The sequence below is a fragment of the Rhodococcus sp. no. 34 genome (assembly GCF_054589475.1).
In genome coordinates this window covers 237,984-255,903 of sequence record NZ_BAAILK010000035.1, presented here as the reverse complement: position 1 = coordinate 255,903, position 17,920 = coordinate 237,984, and the positions used below count along the sequence as shown (strand labels likewise).

Annotated in this window: 15 protein-coding genes; 6 read left to right on the top strand and 9 right to left on the bottom strand. The window is 62.3% G+C overall.

Annotated features, from left to right (window positions below):
• The 8 genes from ACYP01_RS14375 to ACYP01_RS14340 all read right to left on the bottom strand — a co-directional run bounded on the left by ACYP01_RS14375 (window position 1) and on the right by ACYP01_RS14340 (window position 10,882).
• The gene (locus ACYP01_RS14375) at window positions 1-2,703 is read right to left on the bottom strand and encodes a helix-turn-helix transcriptional regulator (RefSeq protein WP_459680698.1); all 2,703 of its coding nucleotides are present in this window, start codon (window positions 2,701-2,703) and stop codon (window positions 1-3) included.
• Window positions 2,700-4,085, bottom strand: coding sequence for an MFS transporter (locus ACYP01_RS14370; protein WP_459680696.1), 1,386 nt, complete (start codon window positions 4,083-4,085; stop codon window positions 2,700-2,702). The genes ACYP01_RS14375 and ACYP01_RS14370 overlap by 4 nt, the downstream gene beginning before the upstream one ends.
• Before the next feature lie 44 nt (window positions 4,086-4,129).
• Complete coding sequence (locus ACYP01_RS14365; RefSeq protein WP_064443639.1) at window positions 4,130-4,912, bottom strand: 1,6-dihydroxycyclohexa-2,4-diene-1-carboxylate dehydrogenase; 783 nt, start codon at window positions 4,910-4,912, stop codon at window positions 4,130-4,132.
• Window positions 4,909-6,462 (bottom strand): benzoate 1,2-dioxygenase electron transfer component BenC, encoded by a 1,554-nt coding sequence (gene benC / locus ACYP01_RS14360; RefSeq protein ID WP_459680694.1) that lies wholly within the window; start codon window positions 6,460-6,462, stop codon window positions 4,909-4,911. Before benC ends, ACYP01_RS14365 begins: the two co-directional genes overlap by 4 nt.
• 31 nt (window positions 6,463-6,493) lie before the next feature.
• Window positions 6,494-7,003 carry a benzoate 1,2-dioxygenase small subunit gene (gene benB, locus ACYP01_RS14355; protein WP_003939939.1) on the bottom strand — a complete coding sequence of 170 codons (510 nt, stop codon included), beginning with the start codon at window positions 7,001-7,003 and terminating at the stop codon, window positions 6,494-6,496.
• A gap of 11 nt (window positions 7,004-7,014) precedes the next feature.
• A complete protein-coding gene (gene benA, locus ACYP01_RS14350) occupies window positions 7,015-8,412 on the bottom strand; it encodes a benzoate 1,2-dioxygenase large subunit (protein WP_459680692.1) in 1,398 nt (465 codons plus the stop codon).
• 260 nt (window positions 8,413-8,672) lie between these two features.
• Window positions 8,673-10,301 (bottom strand): 4-hydroxyphenylacetate 3-hydroxylase family protein, encoded by a 1,629-nt coding sequence (locus tag ACYP01_RS14345; RefSeq protein ID WP_003939685.1) that lies wholly within the window; start codon window positions 10,299-10,301, stop codon window positions 8,673-8,675.
• A gap of 11 nt (window positions 10,302-10,312) precedes the next feature.
• Window positions 10,313-10,882, bottom strand: coding sequence for a flavin reductase family protein (locus ACYP01_RS14340; RefSeq protein ID WP_007729773.1), 570 nt, complete (start codon window positions 10,880-10,882; stop codon window positions 10,313-10,315).
• A gap of 273 nt (window positions 10,883-11,155) precedes the next feature.
• On the opposite strand from ACYP01_RS14340, the gene ACYP01_RS14335 reads away from it, so the two are divergent.
• Window positions 11,156-12,094 (top strand): AraC family transcriptional regulator, encoded by a 939-nt coding sequence (locus ACYP01_RS14335; RefSeq protein ID WP_459680689.1) that lies wholly within the window; start codon window positions 11,156-11,158, stop codon window positions 12,092-12,094.
• Here the strand turns inward: ACYP01_RS14335 and ACYP01_RS14330 are convergent.
• Window positions 12,091-12,861, bottom strand: a complete 771-nt coding sequence (locus tag ACYP01_RS14330) for an IclR family transcriptional regulator (protein WP_003939932.1) — start codon at window positions 12,859-12,861, stop codon at window positions 12,091-12,093. The genes ACYP01_RS14335 and ACYP01_RS14330 overlap by 4 nt on opposite strands.
• 199 nt (window positions 12,862-13,060) lie before the next feature.
• On the opposite strand from ACYP01_RS14330, the gene catA reads away from it, so the two are divergent.
• The 5 genes from catA (at window position 13,061) to ACYP01_RS14305 (ending at window position 17,918) form a co-directional block, all read left to right on the top strand.
• Window positions 13,061-13,900: a catechol 1,2-dioxygenase gene (catA, locus tag ACYP01_RS14325; RefSeq protein WP_003940427.1), complete on the top strand. Its 840-nt coding sequence runs from the start codon at window positions 13,061-13,063 to the stop codon at window positions 13,898-13,900.
• A 29-nt stretch (window positions 13,901-13,929) separates the two neighbouring features.
• Window positions 13,930-15,051 (top strand): muconate/chloromuconate family cycloisomerase, encoded by a 1,122-nt coding sequence (locus tag ACYP01_RS14320; RefSeq protein ID WP_459680684.1) that lies wholly within the window; start codon window positions 13,930-13,932, stop codon window positions 15,049-15,051.
• Between the two features lie 13 nt (window positions 15,052-15,064).
• Complete coding sequence (gene catC, locus ACYP01_RS14315) at window positions 15,065-15,346, top strand: muconolactone Delta-isomerase (RefSeq protein WP_003940264.1); 282 nt, start codon at window positions 15,065-15,067, stop codon at window positions 15,344-15,346.
• Between the two features lie 6 nt (window positions 15,347-15,352).
• Window positions 15,353-16,300 (top strand): helix-turn-helix domain-containing protein, encoded by a 948-nt coding sequence (locus ACYP01_RS14310; RefSeq protein ID WP_235867752.1) that lies wholly within the window; start codon window positions 15,353-15,355, stop codon window positions 16,298-16,300.
• A gap of 154 nt (window positions 16,301-16,454) precedes the next feature.
• On the top strand, window positions 16,455-17,918 hold the full coding sequence (locus ACYP01_RS14305; RefSeq protein WP_065351504.1) for a benzaldehyde dehydrogenase: 1,464 nt from the start codon (window positions 16,455-16,457) through the stop codon (window positions 17,916-17,918).
• The last annotated feature ends 2 nt before the right edge of the window (window positions 17,919-17,920 follow it).

The following is a 17,920-nucleotide window of genomic DNA, read 5'->3' as shown; positions in this document are numbered from 1 at the left end:
TCAGTTCTCCTGATGCGGATCCGAAAGCCCGCGGTCGCGGAACAAAGCCGCGAGTTCGCTCCGTGATCGCAGTCCGAGTTTCGCGTACGCGCGCGTGAGGTGATATTGAATGGTCTTGACGGAGAGGAACAATTCGCCGGCAGCTTCCTTGTTGGACTTGCCCGCTGCGACAAGGTCGGCGACGGCTCGTTCTTGCGGGGTCAGGTCGGTGATTCCCTTCTCCGTCCGCGAGAGGTTCAACCCGCCCGCGCGGAGTTCGCGCTCGCAGCGCTCGACGTAAGTAGCGGCGCCCAACGAGTGATACAGCTCGCGGGCGGCGCGGAGGACGACGTCGGCCTCCGCGCGTTTCCCCGCCCGGCGGAGAGTTTGGCCGTAGGCAAAATTGATTCGGGCTCGGTCGTAGGGGAGCGGCAGCGTCTCGATGCCGAGTAGTGCAGCATCGAAACTTTCTCTTGCCGAGTCGAGTTCGCCCCGTGCGCCGTGGATCCGGCCGCGAACGTAGCCGAGACGTGCCGCAGCTGAGCGGTGCTCACGACGTCGTGCGGTCTGCTCGTGTGGTTGCAGAAAGGCGTCGGCATCATCAGCTCGCCCGACCATGACCAATGCATTGGCGTAGAGATCGACCCACGGCCAGAAGCCCGGCTCGTCGAGCCATTGTTGCGCCTTGCTCGAGGTGAGCGGAGCCAGCGCCACCAGAACTTCGGCGTAGTCGGCGGCGGCCTCGGCAACCTGGGCCCTGGCGAGAAGTGCAGGAACATACATGATTTCGTAGGCGTGAATGCCGGCGTACGCACGTCGCACATGGCCACGGGCCAGTTCCCAGTTGCCGCGCAGAGCGTGAATCTGTGCTCCCGACCAGTGGACCAACGGCCGGATGATCTCGATCTCGAACCGATCCACCTCGGCACCGGCGCCCTCGACGGTCGAGAGCGCTTCGTCCCAGGCGCCGAGAGCGAATTGAGTGCGGGCGAGCCAGGCCTGTGCCCACAGTGAGATTCTTGCCGAACCACTGGAAAACTCTGTGGACACCGCACTTTCGAGGTCGCGTCTGGCGGACTCCGGGTGGTCCAACGCAAGCTCGAGCCATCCGCGTCCCATCTGGAAGCGCTGTGCTTGGGCTCCGGGGCGGACACGATCGGAGAGTTCGGCGTATGCCGCGAGCGCATTCTCGGTTCTTCCGGTAGCGCCGAGCCCGAGACCCTTGATCGCTTCGGACTCCACTGCTGCGGGATCGGAAGGGCCCACCAATTCGACTGCGCGGTCAACCCACTCGACGAGCGCCGTGCCATCGAGCCGAGCCAGAGAATGCAGGACCATTCGTTGGGCGATCATCGCAGCGATGCCTGGCTCACGATCCACGCTGCAGCTGTCCCACGCTCTGGTCAGAAGATCGGCGGTCTCGGTCGGTCGCCCTCTATGGATGGCGAGGTAGCCGAGGACGGCGTCGCGGAGAGGCCCGCGCGAAATACTCTCGATCTCCGGCACGAAGACCATGGCGCGGGGGATGTCACCCGATCCGGTCAGCGCGTCGACTCCGCGGAGCAGTCGGTCCTCGTGTTCGGTTCGGGCCGTGGTGAGACGGCTTGCCGTGACCATGGCGTCGGCGACTTCCGACCACGCGCCGTCGGATGCTCGTAGTGATGCGTACGCAACGAGTTCGGCGGCGAGGTCCTCGTCATGGGTGGTGCTGGCAGCGGCAAGGTGGAAAAGCCGTTCACCTTCTCCCCAAGCGATCTCGGCTGCGCGTGTGTGCAGCAGATGCAAGTGCGCGGGTCCCAACGCCCCGCGCACTGCGGCCGTGACCATCGTGCTGCTCAGTGACACCTCGGTGCTGCCGTGCTGCTCGTGGACAGAAAGGAGGCCGCTGGCGAAGGCGCTGTCCAAGGCGCCGACCACGTCGTCGATTTCGGCCAGCTGAGCAAGATGCGACAACGTCGTGCTGCGCCCGACAACTGCTGCAGCTTCGATCAACGTTCGTGCTCCCGCCGAACACGTAGCGAGGGCGGCGGCGATCGACACTGCACGATGGCGAGGTACGGGCAAAGTTCGGTGCCACTGGGTCCAATAGGTAGGTGGCAGCTCGTCGAGAAGCGAGACGATGTCGAGTGTGTTGCCCGCGGTGAAGTCCTGAAGGGCAAGCGCGGCGCCGGAACTGAGATCGATTCCGCTTCGCATCCGGGCGATGTCGATGATGACGGGTGCGTCGATCGGGCTGATGTGCAAACGCGTCGACCAGTGCAGGTCGAGAATTTGCCTGACATCCTCGCGCAGGAACGGCGTTTCCTCGGCGACGAGGACGAAGAGCAGTGGTGCCGTTCGGCCTCGATGGAGGGCGGAGGTGATTGCCTGAAGCGAGCTGACATCGCTGTGATGGGCATCGTCGACGACGATCAGGGTCAGTTGCTCCGCTGCGTCGACGATCTCGTGTGCAACGGCGACCGGGTCCGAGTTGGAAACCGGACGTTCGAGTAGTTGTTCGATCACTCCGAAGGCAGTGTTCGATTCCCACTCCAGCCCACGAGCGCGGCGGAGCGTATGAGCGGAAGAGATTTCGGCGAACCGGTCGACGAGAGTGGACTTACCGCTACCGGCATCGCCCTCGACCAGCACGAGAGTCGGCACTCCTGTCTCTGCCGCGGCCAAGGCTCGGCTGAGAACGGCGAGCTCGCGTTCTCGGCCGAGCAACAGGTCACGAAGTGTCACCCGACTACCGTAACGCCGGGCTCACCACGGGTTTGCTTTTCGGCACGGTCTCCATCGGATCGAAGTGCAGTGGCACCCAGGTCGGGTGCTTGCTTCGGCACGAAGAAGGTGACGATGGCGCCCAGCACCGCGATGCCGGCGAAGACGTAGAACGCCGATTCGGAACTGATTCCGGCGCTGATCAAACTTCCACCGATCAGTGGCCCGAATATCCCGCCCAGACGTCCGAATCCGGCGCACCACGCGACACCTGCGGCCCGAGCGGCCGTCGAATAGTAGTTGGACACGAATCCGTAGATCAGAACCTGAGTACCGATGGTTCCGACACCCGCGATGGCAACGGAGGCGAGGAGTACGGGAAGCGGGAACCCGAATGTGAACAGGAGCAGGGCGAGTGCGGCCAGGCCGAAGGTGGTTGCGACAACCCGCTGCGGACCGGTGACGTCCGCGATCTTGGAGGCGAGAAGTCCACCGATGATGGCACCGCCGTTGAGTACCAACAGGAACGAGAGCGAACCCTTCGCGTTGTATCCCGCGCTTTCCATGATCTTGGGCAGCCAGGTGTTCAGTCCGTAGGTCAGGAGGAGGCCGGCGAAGCTCATGAGGCCGAGAAGCGCGGTGCCCCAGACATATTGTCTGCTCGCCAACGCTCGGAAGCCGACCTTCTCGGCTACGGCGTCGTTGGGTCGATCTGTACCGGCAGGCAATGGAATTCCGGTTTTCGAGGAAATGGCGCGAGCTTCGTCGACACGTCCGCGAGCAATCAGCCACGCGGGAGACTCGGGCAGTTTGAACCAGGCGAGTGGGAACAGGAACACCAATGGCAGGGCGCCGATGAGGAACAGTCCGCGCCATCCGATGGAATCACGGAGAACGATCGCCAGGACGGAAGCCATGACGCCACCGGCCGGGACACCGCTGTAGACGATGGCGTTGAACAGATTGCGGCGTCCCGGCGGCGCGAACTCGGCAATCATGGCTCCGGCGGTGGCGACAAGCCCACCGACACCGATGCCGGTGAAGAACCGCAGCAGACCGAAGGTGGTGATGCTGGTGGCGAACGCTGCCAGTGCCATTCCGACCGAGAACCAGATGATGTTGACCAGCATCATCTTTCGGCGACCGAAGTGATCGCCGATCGCTCCACACGTCAGTGCGCCGACCATCACTCCGACGAGTGCATACGAACCCAACGCGCCGGCCTGAGATGCGGTCAAGGTGCCGATATGGCTGGGGTCGTCCATGAGTACGGGCAGGATCGTGCCGTACACGACCAGGTCGTATCCGTCGAACAGAATAGCAATGGCGGCGATGGTGACCACCCACAACACTGACGAGCGATGGCGGGCACTGGCCCAGGAACCACGTTCGATCGAGGACATGGCGAATCTCCGTTCGAGAGATCAGGAATCGGGGGAGGCTGGATTCAGCCGAGGTCGCCACCGGCGACGGGCAGAACCGTTCCGGTGACATACGAAGCCTCTTCGGAGGCAAGGAAAGTGATAGCAGCAGCCTGTTCGTCCAGGGTGCCGTAACGCTTGAGTAGCGACGAGTCGACGGTCTGGTCGACGATCTGCTGGTACCAGGCCTTCTCTTCGTCGGTCTCGGCACCCGGCCCGCGTGCCACGACGCGTGGTGGCGCCTCGGTTCCGCCGGGAGCGGTTGCCACGACGCGTATTCCGTACTGCGCGACTTCCATCGCCAGTGCAGCGGTGATCGCGCTGACCCCGCCCTTGGCCGCCGCGTAAGGAACACGGTTGACACCGCGGGTGGCGACCGAGGAGACGTTGACGATGGTGCCGCTCGCCTGCTCGATCAGATGGGGCAGTACGGCGCGACACGTCCAGAGCGTGGGGAACAGTGATCGTGCGACCTCGGCTTGTATCTGCTGCGGCGTGTAGTGCTCGTAGGGTTTGGCCCAGATGGTCCCACCGACGTTGTTGACCAGGACGTCGATGCGTCCGAAGCGCTCCAATGCGGAATCTATTGCATTCTGGGCGCCTTCGAACGTCTCGAGATCCGCGGTCACCGAATGGGAACGCTCCAGCGGTGTCGCGATGTCGTGAACCAGTTCAGCTCGATCCACAAGCGCGACGGAACCGCCTTCTGCGGAAACTCTTTCGGCAACGCTGCGCCCGATCCCCTGAGCCGCTCCGGTGACGACCACGACCCGGTCGTCGAACCGGCCGGCGAAGAATCTCGTGCTCACGACGCCACACTTTCCCGAGCGTCAGTGATGGCGCGGTGCATCGTCGACTTGGCGTGTTCGCTGTGCTGGACGATCAGATTACGGGCCGCGGCGCGATCATTCTGCTCGAATGCACTCACGATACGTGAGTGATCCTCCGCAACATGTTCGTCCACCCAATCGGCGGTGCGGAGCACTCGGTTCATCAGTTGTGTGACCTCGAGACGGTGGTATGCCTGCAGGAGCACTTCGTTTCCGGTGCAGCGGAAGAGGAAGTCGTGGAACAGGGCATTGGTTTCGGTGAATGCCGCTGCGTCCGTGAAGTGATCGCGGTCGATGGAAGCAGCCGAGTTCTCCGCCAGAATGCGGTACTCCGTCAACTGTGCTGGAGTGAGGCGGCCGATCGTGAGTTCCATTGCTCCGAGTTCGAGGGCCATCCGAGCGTCGAACTGTGCGTCCGACTCCGCGACCGGCAGATGTTCTTCACCGATCTCGTACGTGCCGGCAGCTGATTCTTCGGCCGAGGCTGCCGGTGAATCAGCCGGTGCTGCCGCATTGTTGAACTTTTCGAAGTAGAAGTTCGTGGGTGTGATCGATACGTCCTTGAAGTGCAGACGTACGGCTTCGACCATCGGCGGCGGGCCGCACAGGTAGACGTCTACGTTGCCGTCGTCGAGGTGATCGGGCTCGATCAAGCCCGTGACATAGCCCTTGTTCGGTGCTGTGCTGTCGGGATCGGATACGCAGCAGTCGAAGGTGAACTGGGGTAGAGACTCCGCGTAGTCGTGCAGTTTGTCGAGTTCGACGAGATCGGTGTCGGAGCTGACGCCGTAGACCAGATGGACGGGCCGAGTGGAGCTTTCGGTACGCATCTTCTCCAGTATGGAGAGCAGCGGGGCCAAGCCGGTTCCACCGGCAAGCAGTAGGGCTCTCCGTTGACCTGACCGGAGGAAGAAGCTACCCATCGGTCCGGTCAATTCGAGAGTGTCGCCTACCTGCGCACGCTGACTGAGATACTCGGACATCAGACCACCCGGGGTGATCTTGACCAGGAACGACGCCGACTCGACCTCAGGGCCGGAGCTGAACGAGTACGACCGCGTCGCTTCGGTTCCGGGAACGAGGATGTTCACGTACTGACCGGGGAGGAAGACCAGATCTGCGCGGTTGTCGACTGCGACGGTGAAACCCACCGTGGAATCCGAATGGCGAATGATCTCGGTGATGGTGGACGTGTACGAACCGGCAGTGGTCTTGGCGACCGCCGACGTGGTGGGAATCTGCAGCACGAGATCAGATTCCGGCACCATCTGGCAAGGAAGGCAGTATCCCTGCTCGGCCTCGTCGTCCGTCAGGGCCTCCTCGATGTAGTCGCCGGCGTCGAAAGTGCCTGACTCACAGAGTGATTTGCAGGTGCCGCAAGCTCCGTCGCGGCAGTCGAGCGGAATGTTGATTCGTGCGCGGTACGACGCGTCCGCGACGGTCTCGTCGGTGTTGCATTCGACGAAGCGGGTTATGCCGTCTTCGAAACTCAGGGCTACTTGAAAGGTCGGCGCAGCTTGAATGCTCATGGGAAACAGCTCGATTCGAAGGGAAGTCGTGTCAGAAGTGGTAGATGTCGACCACGTGATGGATGTAGTCGTTCTTGAGGACTACCTTCTTCTTCATGATCAACGGCTGCTCGCCCGAGAAGTCGATCGTGTAGTGCGAGGTGCCGAAGTAGGTGTCGACTGTGTTGTAGCGGAAGTACAGCGTGAACCAATTGAAGCGGACGTCGACGACGAAGCCGCGTTCTTCGATCACTTCCACGTTGGTGATGTTGTGACCGGTGCGGGGCTCGGGAAGGCTTGTCGCGCTGGAACGGTCAGTCCTGATTCGGAATACGCGATCCTCGATACCGCCCCGATTCGGGTAGTAGATCAGGGAGATCTCTGCGGCCGGGTCCGTGGTCAGCTCGCCGTCGTCCGCCCATGCGGGCATCCAGTACTCGGAATCGGGGTGGTAGCACTCGATCCACTTCTCGAACTCGCGATCGTCCAGATAGCGAGCCTCACGGTAGAGAAACTGCTGCACTGTTTCGAGGGCGACGGCATTGGTGGTGGTGACAGTCATGGTGATCGTCCTCAGATGGTCCGGTTGGAAGCGGCTTGCTCGGCATCTACGGCCGCAAGCATGGCGTCGCGCCAGTACCCGTGCTGAATGGGATACAAGCCTTCGTCCTCGGTCTTGGCTCCGCTCGAGAGCACGCGATTCATGCCGAGATCCTTCGCGACGTCGTTCGGACCGGGAATCTGTCGTGTGACACCACGGCTGAGGTCGTTCCACGGGGCTCCGGCTGCCTGGTAGGTCTTCTGGCAGGAACGGAACTCTTCGAGATCGTCCGGGGTGGCCATACCGCTGGCATTGAAGAAGTCCTCGTACTGACGGATGCGGTTGCTGCGCGCTTCGGCGCTCTCTCCCTTGGGCGCGATGCAGTAGATGGTGACTTCGGTCTGGTCCACGGAGATCGGACGGAAGTGCCGGATTTGGCTGCTGAACTGATCCATGAGGTAGACGTTCGGGTACAGGCAGAGGTTCCTCGACGCACCGACCATGAATTCGGCCTTCTTGGAACCGAACTGAGCCTCCAGTTCTGCTTTGCGTTCGAACAGGGGTCGGTCCTCGGGATTGCCCCACCACATCCAGAGCAGGAGGTGGCCGTAGTCGTACGAGAAGTACCCACCGCCCTGCTTCCCCCAGGTGCCGGCGTCCATGGCTTTGGTCTCGTTGGACGATTCACCGGCGGTGCGGCGAGCGGTGGTAGCGGCGTAGTTCCAGTGCGTCGAAGACACGTGGTAGCCGTCGGCACCGTTCTCGGTCTGCAACTTCCAGTTGCCGTCGTAGGTGTAGGTGGATGCACCGCGCAGAACTTCGAGTCCGTCAGGTGACTGATCGACGATCATGTCGATGACCTTCGTGGTGTCACCGAGGTGCTCTTCGAGTGGCAGCACGTCGGGGTTGAGGCTGCCGAAGAGGAAGCCGCGATAGTTCTCGAACCGCGCCACCCTGGTCAGGTCGTGTGAGCCGTCTTTGTTGAACTGCTCTGGATAGCCACCGGTGCGAGCGTCCTTGGCCTTGAGGAGTTTTCCGCTGTTGTTGAAGGTCCAGCCGTGGAACGGGCAGGTGAAGGTGGTTCGGTTGTCGGTCTTACGGCGACAGAGCATCGCACCGCGGTGGCTGCATGCGTTGATCAGCGCACCCAATTCGCCGTCCTTGTTGCGGGTGATCACGATGGGCTGACGGCCCATGTAGGTGGTGAAGTAGTCGCCGACGTTCGGGATCTGGCTCTCGTGCGCGAGGTAGATCCAATTGCCTTCGAAGATGTGCGTCATCTCGAGTTCGAACAGTTGCTCGTCCGTGAAGACGCTGCGCCGCACCTGGTAGCGGCCGGTCTCCGGGTCCTCGACGAGCACGTCGTCGAGGGCGGCGCGGATGTTCGCGAACTGGTCGGTGCCGCGGGCAGCATCCAACATATCCGTCATGGGTGTCCTCCAGATAAGAGTGGGCGCCTACCGAGAAAGCCGAGGGCTGTCGGACCAAATCGGTGGGACCCGCTTTCCGGACGGGGCTGCGTCCGGTACTGAATTCACCTTGACATCGTGTGTCTCGGGTCACACTAGGCAATTGCCTAGTCCTGACCAAGGGTGCAGTGTTCGTCGAATTCTGCTGATGGGCCATGCCTGCTGAAGACGACGAGCAGGGCGGACTCGACATCGCGAGTCCGCCCTACCTGCCGAGGGGATTACCGGTTCTTGAAGAACGAGACGTCGTCGTTGCCGATGAGGTCAGGGACCGTCCAGCCGTCGAGGTCGTATTCACTCAGGCACTGCTCGGCCAGTCCCTTCATGGAACTTGCGTGTCCACGATTCTGGGCTGCGAACAGCAGTTCGGCTTTGACGTTCTCGTGATTGCCGGAGTAGTTGCGCTCGTAGAGTTCGTGTCGGCCGCCGAACTCGGTCCCGATCGAATCCCACAGCGCCTTCATGACTTTCACGCGGTCGACGGCGGTGATGCCGTCGGAACCGCGAACGTACTTGTCGAGGTACGGACGCACGTCCGGGCTCTTGAAGTCGAGTGAACTCGAAGGCAGGTAGATCAAGCCCGACGCGACGTCCTGTTCGATGATCTCCTTGATCCGCGGGTACCCCTGGATCATGAACATTCGATAGGTGAGGCCGTACTCGAGCTTCGGGATCACCGAATCGCCGACCCACTGTTCGGGATCGCGTGCCATCGATTCGGTCAACGACCAGAAGAGGTTTCGCCACCCGATCACCTCACCGACACGGGTCTGGACTCCGCGGAAGCCGCCGGCGCCGGTGGCTTCGAGTGCCTTCATCAACAGTCCGGCGATGAAGTCGAGCTTGACGGCCAGGCGAGTGCAGCCCTGAAAGGTGAAGCGCGGCAGGAAGCCTGATTGAGGGAAGAATGCGTTGATCCGGTCGACGTCGCCGTACATGAAGACGTTTTCCCACGGAACCAACACCTTGTCGAAGACGAAGATGGTGTCGTTCTCGTCCATGCGACTCGACAGCGGATAATCGAACGGACTGCCCATCACCGCAGCATGTTCGGTGTACGAGGTGCGGCAGATCAGCTTCACACCCGGCGCGTCCATCGGTACCGTGCAGATCAGGGCGAACTGCTTCTTCTTGATCGGCAGACCGTAGTGAGCGATGAAGTTGTAGTTCGTGATCGCCGATCCGGTGGCGACCACTTTGGCGCCGCTGACGATCAAACCTGCGTCGGTTTCCTTCTCCACCTTCATGAAGACGTCACCGACCTCGTCCGGTGGAAGTTGGCGATCCACCGGGGGATTGATGATCGCGTGGTTCCAGTACAGAACTTTCTCCTGCGATTCGCGGTACCAGCGTTCGGCGTTGTCCTGGAACGGTGCGTACAACTCCTTGTTGGCGTGGAGGGTGCCCAGGAAACTCGCCTTGTAGTCGGGGGAACGGCCCATCCAGCCGTAGGTCATACGAGCCCACGTCGCTATGGCATCGCGTTCCTTGAGCAGATCGGCCGACGACGTCGGAGTGCGGAAGAACGGCATGGTGACACCGCCGTTGCCCGTGTCCGTCGGAACGGTCAAGGCGTCCACGTGCTCGCCCGTATGCAGAGCGTCGTACAGCCTCGCGGTCATGCGGATCGGATTCCGGAACGCGGGGTGCGTCGTGACGTCCTTGACGCGATCACCGTGAAGCCAGATCTCGCGGCCGTCCTGCAGGCTCGAGATGTACTCGTCACCGGTCATCGGTCGGGTGGCGAAGTTCTTCGTACGGTTGGCTTCGCAGTCGGCGGCCGGATTGACCTGTGGCGCTCCGGAATCTGCGGGATCGACGCCGGTGGGAGGAATTTCGGTGGTCGTCATGGCAAAGCCTTTCAGATCGTTTGGGGTGCGGGCTGAAGATGAATCGGGGTGAACGAAGTGGTGGCGTCGAACCAGCCGCTGTGGGGGTCGTCCTGACTTCCGTTCCAGACTGTGGTCGACGAGGTAGCGCCTAGATCGTGAAAAGTGCTTCGGTAGAACAGAAGCGGATCCTTGCCACTCGACTGAGCGTCGACGATCTCGCCGATGAAGATGATGTGGTCACCGCCGTCGTACTCCCTCCACGGGACGCACGAGATGGTTGCTGCGGCGCCGTCGAGCAGGGGAGCGGTCGGTCCGTCGATCCACCTCGGTTCGGTGCGCTGCGGTCGGCCGGCAAAATGCATGGCCGTGTCCACTTGGTCGGAGGCAAGGATGTTGACCGCAAACGGCGCGTTGCCGAGGTAGCCGCACGCCTTGGACTTGCGAGTCATCGTGATCTGGCACAGCCGTGGTTCCAGGGAAATGGCCGTGAATGCGGTGACCGTGGCTCCGTGTGGTTGACCGTCGGCATTGGTACAGGTGATGACGGTGACGCCGCTCGCGAATTGACCGAAGATTCCTCGAAGCTGATTTTGTTCCATGACCGGACCTCCTTGTCGGATGGCGGTTGAGTGAGAGTGCCGCGAAGTGCGGGAGGGAAGTAGTGGGCGACTCGCGCCGGGAGTGAAGACGAACGTACGGCGGGCGCAGGCTTCGGTCGATCCGTACAGCGCGGTGGCTATCCGGATTGCGCACCCGATCGCGGCCCGTACCCGTTTTCTCTTGGAAGTGACCGGGGACACAGTGTTCAATGATGTTCAGCGCCCTTGCTCGGCAATGTGGCTGGTCACGGGTTTGGAAGGTGAAGAAGGACGATGGTCGACTCCATGATCGGTACAGCTCCCCGCGACTGGGACGAGGCGTGTCATGCGGTTTCGGACGCCTACTTTCCGCACACGCTGACGCCGTTGTCTCGGCATGCGGCCAGTGGAGTCGGGGTGTGCACCACCGAGTTGGGACCGCTGAGGATCGCTCATATTCGGTGGGGAGCAGACGTCGCCGTCGAATCCGATCATCCCGGTGCCTATGGGGTGAACATCCCGCTCTCGGGCGAGCTCGAGTCGGTGTTCGCGGGCTCGCACGTGCTCTCGACGCAGGGTGTTGCGACGGTATGTCCACCCGACATCACGACAAGAATTACGCGGTGGAGTGCGGACTGCGAGATCGTCGGAGTCCGGATGGACCGTCAGTACCTCGACCGTGAGATGGAAAAGGTTCTCGGTCGACCCGGAATGCACTTGCCTGATCAGGTGGATCTTCGGGGGGACGACGGAGCCAGATGGCTGAAATTTGTTCGCTCACTGTCGGATCAGATACTCGGCCCGGTCGGCGTGCTGCACAACGAACTGGTGGCAGGTCAGCTCTCCGGCGCCGTGGTCACGGCATTCGTCCTTGCCGCAATGCCCGAAAGCGAGGACGCGGTGCGACACGCCAGGCCACGCATCGTCAAGCGGGTGCTCGACGAGATGCACGACGACCCGGCCCGCGTGTGGACCGCAGCCGAGATGGCGGAGGTGGCGGGCGTCAGCGTACGGAGATTGCAGGAGGGATTTCGGCAGTACGTGGGCCGGAGTCCGTCGGAATGCCTGCTCGACATCCGTCTCGAGCGGGTCCATGCAGATCTGGTGGATGCCGACGACTCGACGACGGTCACCGATGTCGCTGTGAGATGGGGTTTCACGCACACCGGACGGTTCGCGTCGTCCTTTCGGCGTAAGTACGGATTGCTGCCTTCCGAGGTGTTGAGGCACTAGCTTCGGTACCCCATGTCCGCGCTGAGTTGGTTCGCCTTTTCGACGAGGAAAGGCGCGACGTCGGCGCGGAAAGCTTCCGGGGATGTTCGTCCGGCCGAGGTCGAACACGCTGTCACTCCGACGACGCTTCCACCGGCGTCGCGGACGGGAGCAGCGAGGGAAATCAGGCCGTCTTCCAGTTCCTCCGATGTGAGCGCGTATCCCTGCTCGCGCACCACCCGGAGGGCGGTATGGAATGCGCCTTCGTCGGTGATCGTGGTGGGTGTGAGGGCGTCGAACGTGGAGTTCGCGATGACGTTGTCGACGATTTCGGTTGGCGCCCAAGCTAGCAGGGCTCGACCCATGGAGGTGGCATATGCAGGCACTCGGGTGCCGACGCTGACGTTGATGCTCATGATCCGCCGGACGGGTACACGCGCGGCGTAGACCACGTCGACACCGTCGAGCACCCCGAGCGACGCCGACTCGTGGGTGTGTTCTGCGATCTCCAACAGACGAGGGAGCGCCGCCTCCGTCAAGGCATGTGATGCCGAGAAGTGCTGCCCGATGCTCAGAACGCGTGGGGTGAGCGACCACCGACTGTTGTTGCCGGTGACGTATCCGAGCTTCTGCAGCGTGAGGAGGATGCGCCGGACCGCTGGGCGGGAGAGACCCGTTTCGGCGGCAAGATCGGCGAGCGACGGGTTGGGGTTCTTCTCGTCGAAGGCCGTCAGCACAGCAAATCCACGCTCGATGCTCTGGATGTAATCGCGATCGTTCTCGCTCACGGAATGGCCTTTCATCTGCGGGTATGCCCGATCGACGCCTTCGAAGGTTGACAAACCTTGTGACTGGGCGCACAGTACAAGCGTACGCACAGCGTAACAGAGGTACGCAGAGCGTACAACCCAAACTTGGGGAGCCGACGCAGCCCAGCAGTACGGCACCCACCCGGTAACAGCCACATACGGCCCCGAGGAGGACCACATGACCACTTCCGAGAGCCCCACCGCAGTAGGTTCGGGCACTGCCGCCACCGACAAGTTCCTCCAGGAACGAGTCAGCGCGGACACCCCGCCCGAACGCGTCTCGGCCATCGCCAAGGACGTGCTCGAGGCACTCGCAGGCGTCATCGACAAGCACGGCATCACCTACCCCGAGTACCGCGTCCTCAAGCAGTGGCTCATCGACATCGGCCAGTTCGGCGAGTGGCCCCTGTGGCTGGACGTCTTCCTCGAGCACAACGTCGAGGAGGTTGCGTACCGCGGCCAGCACGGCACCAAGGGAAGCATCGAGGGCCCGTACTACGTTGCCGATGCCAAGACGTTGCCTGCCAAGTGTGAACTTCCGATGCGTGACAACGAGGTTGGATCGAAGCTGGTCTTCGAGGGCCAGGTTCGCGATCTCGACGGCAAGGGGTTGGGCGGTGCAACCGTCGAACTCTGGCACGCGGACGACGAGGGCTACTACTCCCATTTCGCGCCGCACATCCCCGACGGCAACCTCCGCGGAACGATCGTCGCCGACGACGAGGGACGCTTCGAGATCACCACGATTCAGCCTGCGCCGTACCAGATCCCGACCGACGGCCCCACCGGCTGGTTCATCGAGAAGGCCGGCTGGCACCCGTGGCGTCCGGCTCACCTGCACCTCATGGTGAAGGCTCCCGGTAAGCGCACCATCACCACCCAGCTCTATTTCAAGGATGGAGAGTGGATCGAGAACGACGTGGCAACGGCGACGAAGCCCGAACTGATTCTCGATCCGAAGCCAGGTGCCGACGGAACCAACCGGGTCACATACGACTTCGTGCTCGATCCGGCCTGATCCACAACTGCTCTGAAGAAAGTGATTTGATGACAGACCTGTCGATCGTCTCCATCGAGACGACCATCCTCGACGTTCCGCTGGTTCGCCCCCACAAGTTCGCCACCACGTCGATGACGGCGCAGCCGTTGTTGCTGGTCGCGATTCGCACCTCCGACGGGGTGATCGGATACGGCGAAGGAGTCGTTCCGGGCGGGCCGTGGTGGGGTGGCGAATCGGTGGAGACGATGCAGGTCATCATCGAGAAGTACATCGCGCCGGTGGTGGTCGGCAGACGCGTGGATCACATCACCGTGATCATGGCCGACATCGAAAAAGTTGTTGCCAATGCACGATTCGCGAAGGCCGCAGTCGACGTGGCGTTCCACGACGCCTGGGCGCGTAGCCTGGGAGTCCCCGTGCACACGCTCCTCGGCGGGGCTTTCCGCGAGAGTGTCGACGTCACGTGGGCACTGGGTGCTGCGCCGGCGGACGAGATCATCGAAGAAGCTCACGAAAAGCTCGAATCCCGGCTCAATTTCAGCTTCAAACTGAAAATGGGAGCACTCGATCCGGCGGTCGACGTCGCGCGCATCGTCAGCATCGCGCAGGCGCTGGACGGCCACGCCGGAGTCCGTGTCGACGTCAACGCACGGTGGGATCGCTTCACTGCCCTGCGGTACTTGCCGCAACTCGCCGAGGGTGGAGTCGAACTGATCGAACAACCCACTCCGGCAGACCAAATCGAGGTCCTCGCCGAACTCAGTAGGCTTCTACCGATTCCGATCATGGCCGACGAGAGTGTGCAGACCCCACACGACGCTCTGGAAATCGCCCGCCGGAGCGCCGCCGATGTCATCGCCCTCAAGACCACCAAATGTGGTGGCCTCCAGCGCAGCCGCGACATCGTCGCGATTGCCAAGGCCGCCGGTATCGCGTGCCACGGTGCGACGTCCATCGAAGGCCCGATCGGCACGGCCGCTTCGTTGCACTTCGCGTGCGCCGAGCCCGGAATCAACTTCGGAACAGAGCTTTTCGGCCCACTGCTCTTCAGTGAAGAGTTGCTTCAGGAACCCCTGAAGTATTCCGAGGGTCAGTTGCACCTCCCCGCCGGACCTGGCCTGGGAGTCGAACTGAACATGGACGCCGTCAAGACCTGGACCAGGAACTAGAGGATAGAAGAACATGGCACTCTTTCACGTTCGGATGGACGTCGATATTCCGCGCGACCTGGATCCGGAGGTACGCGCCGATACCGTCGCAACGGAGAAGGCGTACTCGCAAGACCTTCAGCGACAGGGAAAGTGGGTGCATCTGTGGCGAATTGTGGGACAGTTCAGCAACATCAGCATCTTCGATGTCGAGTCGGCTGACGAACTCCATGAGATTCTCTGGAACCTGCCCCTGTTCCCGTACATGACCATCGAGGTCATGCCGTTGACGCAGCACGGATCTTCGATCAAGTAGCCCGCCGTGTCTGCCGTGTCTGCCACGCCTCCGAGCCTGCCGGAATCTGTGCAGCAGTGGCACTGCGAGATGTCGGAGACCTTCGGTGGCCTGTGCCCCGAGAGTTCCGTCGATGCCGCGCCTGTCGGTACGGTCAGCGGTGTAAGTCTCGGGGACGTAGGCGCTTTCGACATCTCCGGTTCACCGCAGATACTGCGGCGGAGCGCACGCGCAGCAAAGCGACACGGTAGTGATCTGCTCAAGATCTGCACGGTCCGAACCGGGAGCGCGATACTGCGCCAATCGGACCGCGAGTTGACGGCCCCGCCCGGCGCGATGATTCTCTACGACGTCGAGCATTCGTACGCGCTGCGTTTCGACGGTCACTGGTCGTGCACCGTCATGACCCTACCGCGCAGTGCGGTGAGTCTGACCGAGCGAGAACTGAGTTGCGCGCTCGAGCGCACCCACGACGGTCGGCGTGGGTCCGGTGCATTGCTGGAAAATTTCATCTCGGGCGCTGTTGCATCCCAGGTCGACGGCAGCGCAGCCGGGCTTCTCGGAGATGCTGGAGTCAATCTCGCTTCGGCAGTTCTGATGCAAGGATCTGCGCCCGCGACACCCGGACGTTCGACGCGAGAGGAGATCTTGCGATATGCGCTTCGGAATCTCGACTCACCAGACCTCTCGGTCGCGTCGATCGCCGGTGCGTTGCACCTGTCGCCGCGAACCGTTCAGCGTCACTTCGGTGACGGGGATCTGACCCTCAGTGCGCTGATTCGCCGCGAACGGTTGATCCGCGTACGCCGCGATCTCACCGACGTCTCACTGCGGGGTCATTCGATCTCCATCCTGGCCGCACGATGGTGTTTCCATGACGCACCAGCGTTTTCGCGTGCGTTCAAAGCGGAATTCGGTGCGGCGCCGTCGGAAGTACGTAACTCGCCTGATCCGAACGCCCGCGAACGTCACTGATCTGTCGCATCCGAACAACAAACGTGTCCGATCACGACAACTGGGAGCCCGAATACCGGGGCAGAGTGTGTTTCAGATCGCTTTTTCAGGCTCGCGAAGAGCTCAGGTCCACGAACAGCGAGGACCGCAGCGAAAGCTACGAATCGAGGAACGCATGACGAATCTGCTCGCTCATCAGCAATGGCACGGAAAGATTTTCGACGGCCAATGGATCGACGGAGGCGGTGACACCGTCGAGTCGCTCGAACCGGCTACCGGCGAGGTGCTCGGTGTGATCGGCACGGCGACTGCTGCGGATATCGATCGAGCGGCACACATCGCGTCGGCCGCGCAGCCGGCGTGGGCGGCGACGATCGGGCAGGCTCGCGCTTCGGTGATCCGTAAGGCAGCGCAGATTTTGGAAGCCGAGCGAGCCGAGGTGGAGCGCTGGTTGATCCGTGAAGGTGGTTCCGTACCAGGGAAAGCCGCATTCGAAGTTGATCTTGTCATCTCCGAACTGTGGGAAGCCTCGGCACTGCCGACACAGCCGTTCGGGCACCTTCTGCCCGCCAGCCAAGAGGGGCGCACGAGCATCGGTCGCCGGGTGCCCCTGGGTGTGGTCGGCGTGATCAGCCCGTGGAATTTCCCGCTTCTCCTCGCCATGCGCGCTGTCGCCCCCGCCTTGGCGCTCGGAAATGGCGTCGTTCTCAAGCCGGATGTTCAAACCGCGATCAGCGGGGGTGCGGTCATCGCGGAATTGTTCACGTCCGCAGGTCTTCCCGAAGGCCTCCTGCATGTGCTCGCCGGTGACGCGGAACCTGGTCAGGCATTGTGCGAGAGCCCGAGCATCGCGATGGTGTCCTTCACGGGTTCGACCGCCGTCGGCCGTCAGGTCGGGGCAACTGCCGGTCGCACGCTCAAGCGTGTCTCGCTGGAACTGGGTGGGAACAATGCGCTGATTGTCCTCGACGACGCAGACCTGGATGCCGCGAGCTCGGCGGGCGCGTGGGGTTCGTTCCTGCATCAGGGGCAGGTCTGCATGACCGCAGGCCGCCACATCGTGTTGGAATCGGTCGCCGATCAGTACCTGGACCTGCTGGCCAAGCGCGCAGCGGTCCTGCCGGTCGGCGATCCCAATACAGGCGACGTCGCTCTCGGACCGCTCATCAACGCGCGGCAGATTGCGAACGTCGATCGAATCGTCCAGGGCACCAAGGCGGCCGGCGCCGAAATCCGCGCCGGTGGAACATACGAAGGGCTCTTCTATCAGCCGACCGTCCTGGCCGGAGTCACCTCGGACATGCCCGCGTTCCGTGAAGAAATCTTCGGGCCCGTGGCGCCCGTCGTGATCGTCAAGGACGAAGACGAGGCAGTCAGGTCGGCCAATGACAGCGAATACGGTCTGGTTGCTGCCATTCAAACAGGATCGGTTGAACGCGGCGAGCGGATCGCGGACCGACTGCGTACCGGCATCGTGCACATCAACGATCAGACTTTGAACAACGATGCCTATGCACCATTCGGTGGCACGGGTGCCTCCGGAAACGGCGCGAGATTCGGAACTCAAAGCAGTTGGGACGAATTCACCACCTGGCAGTGGCGAACCAGCCGGCCAGCGGCGCAGACCTTCCCCTTCTGAAG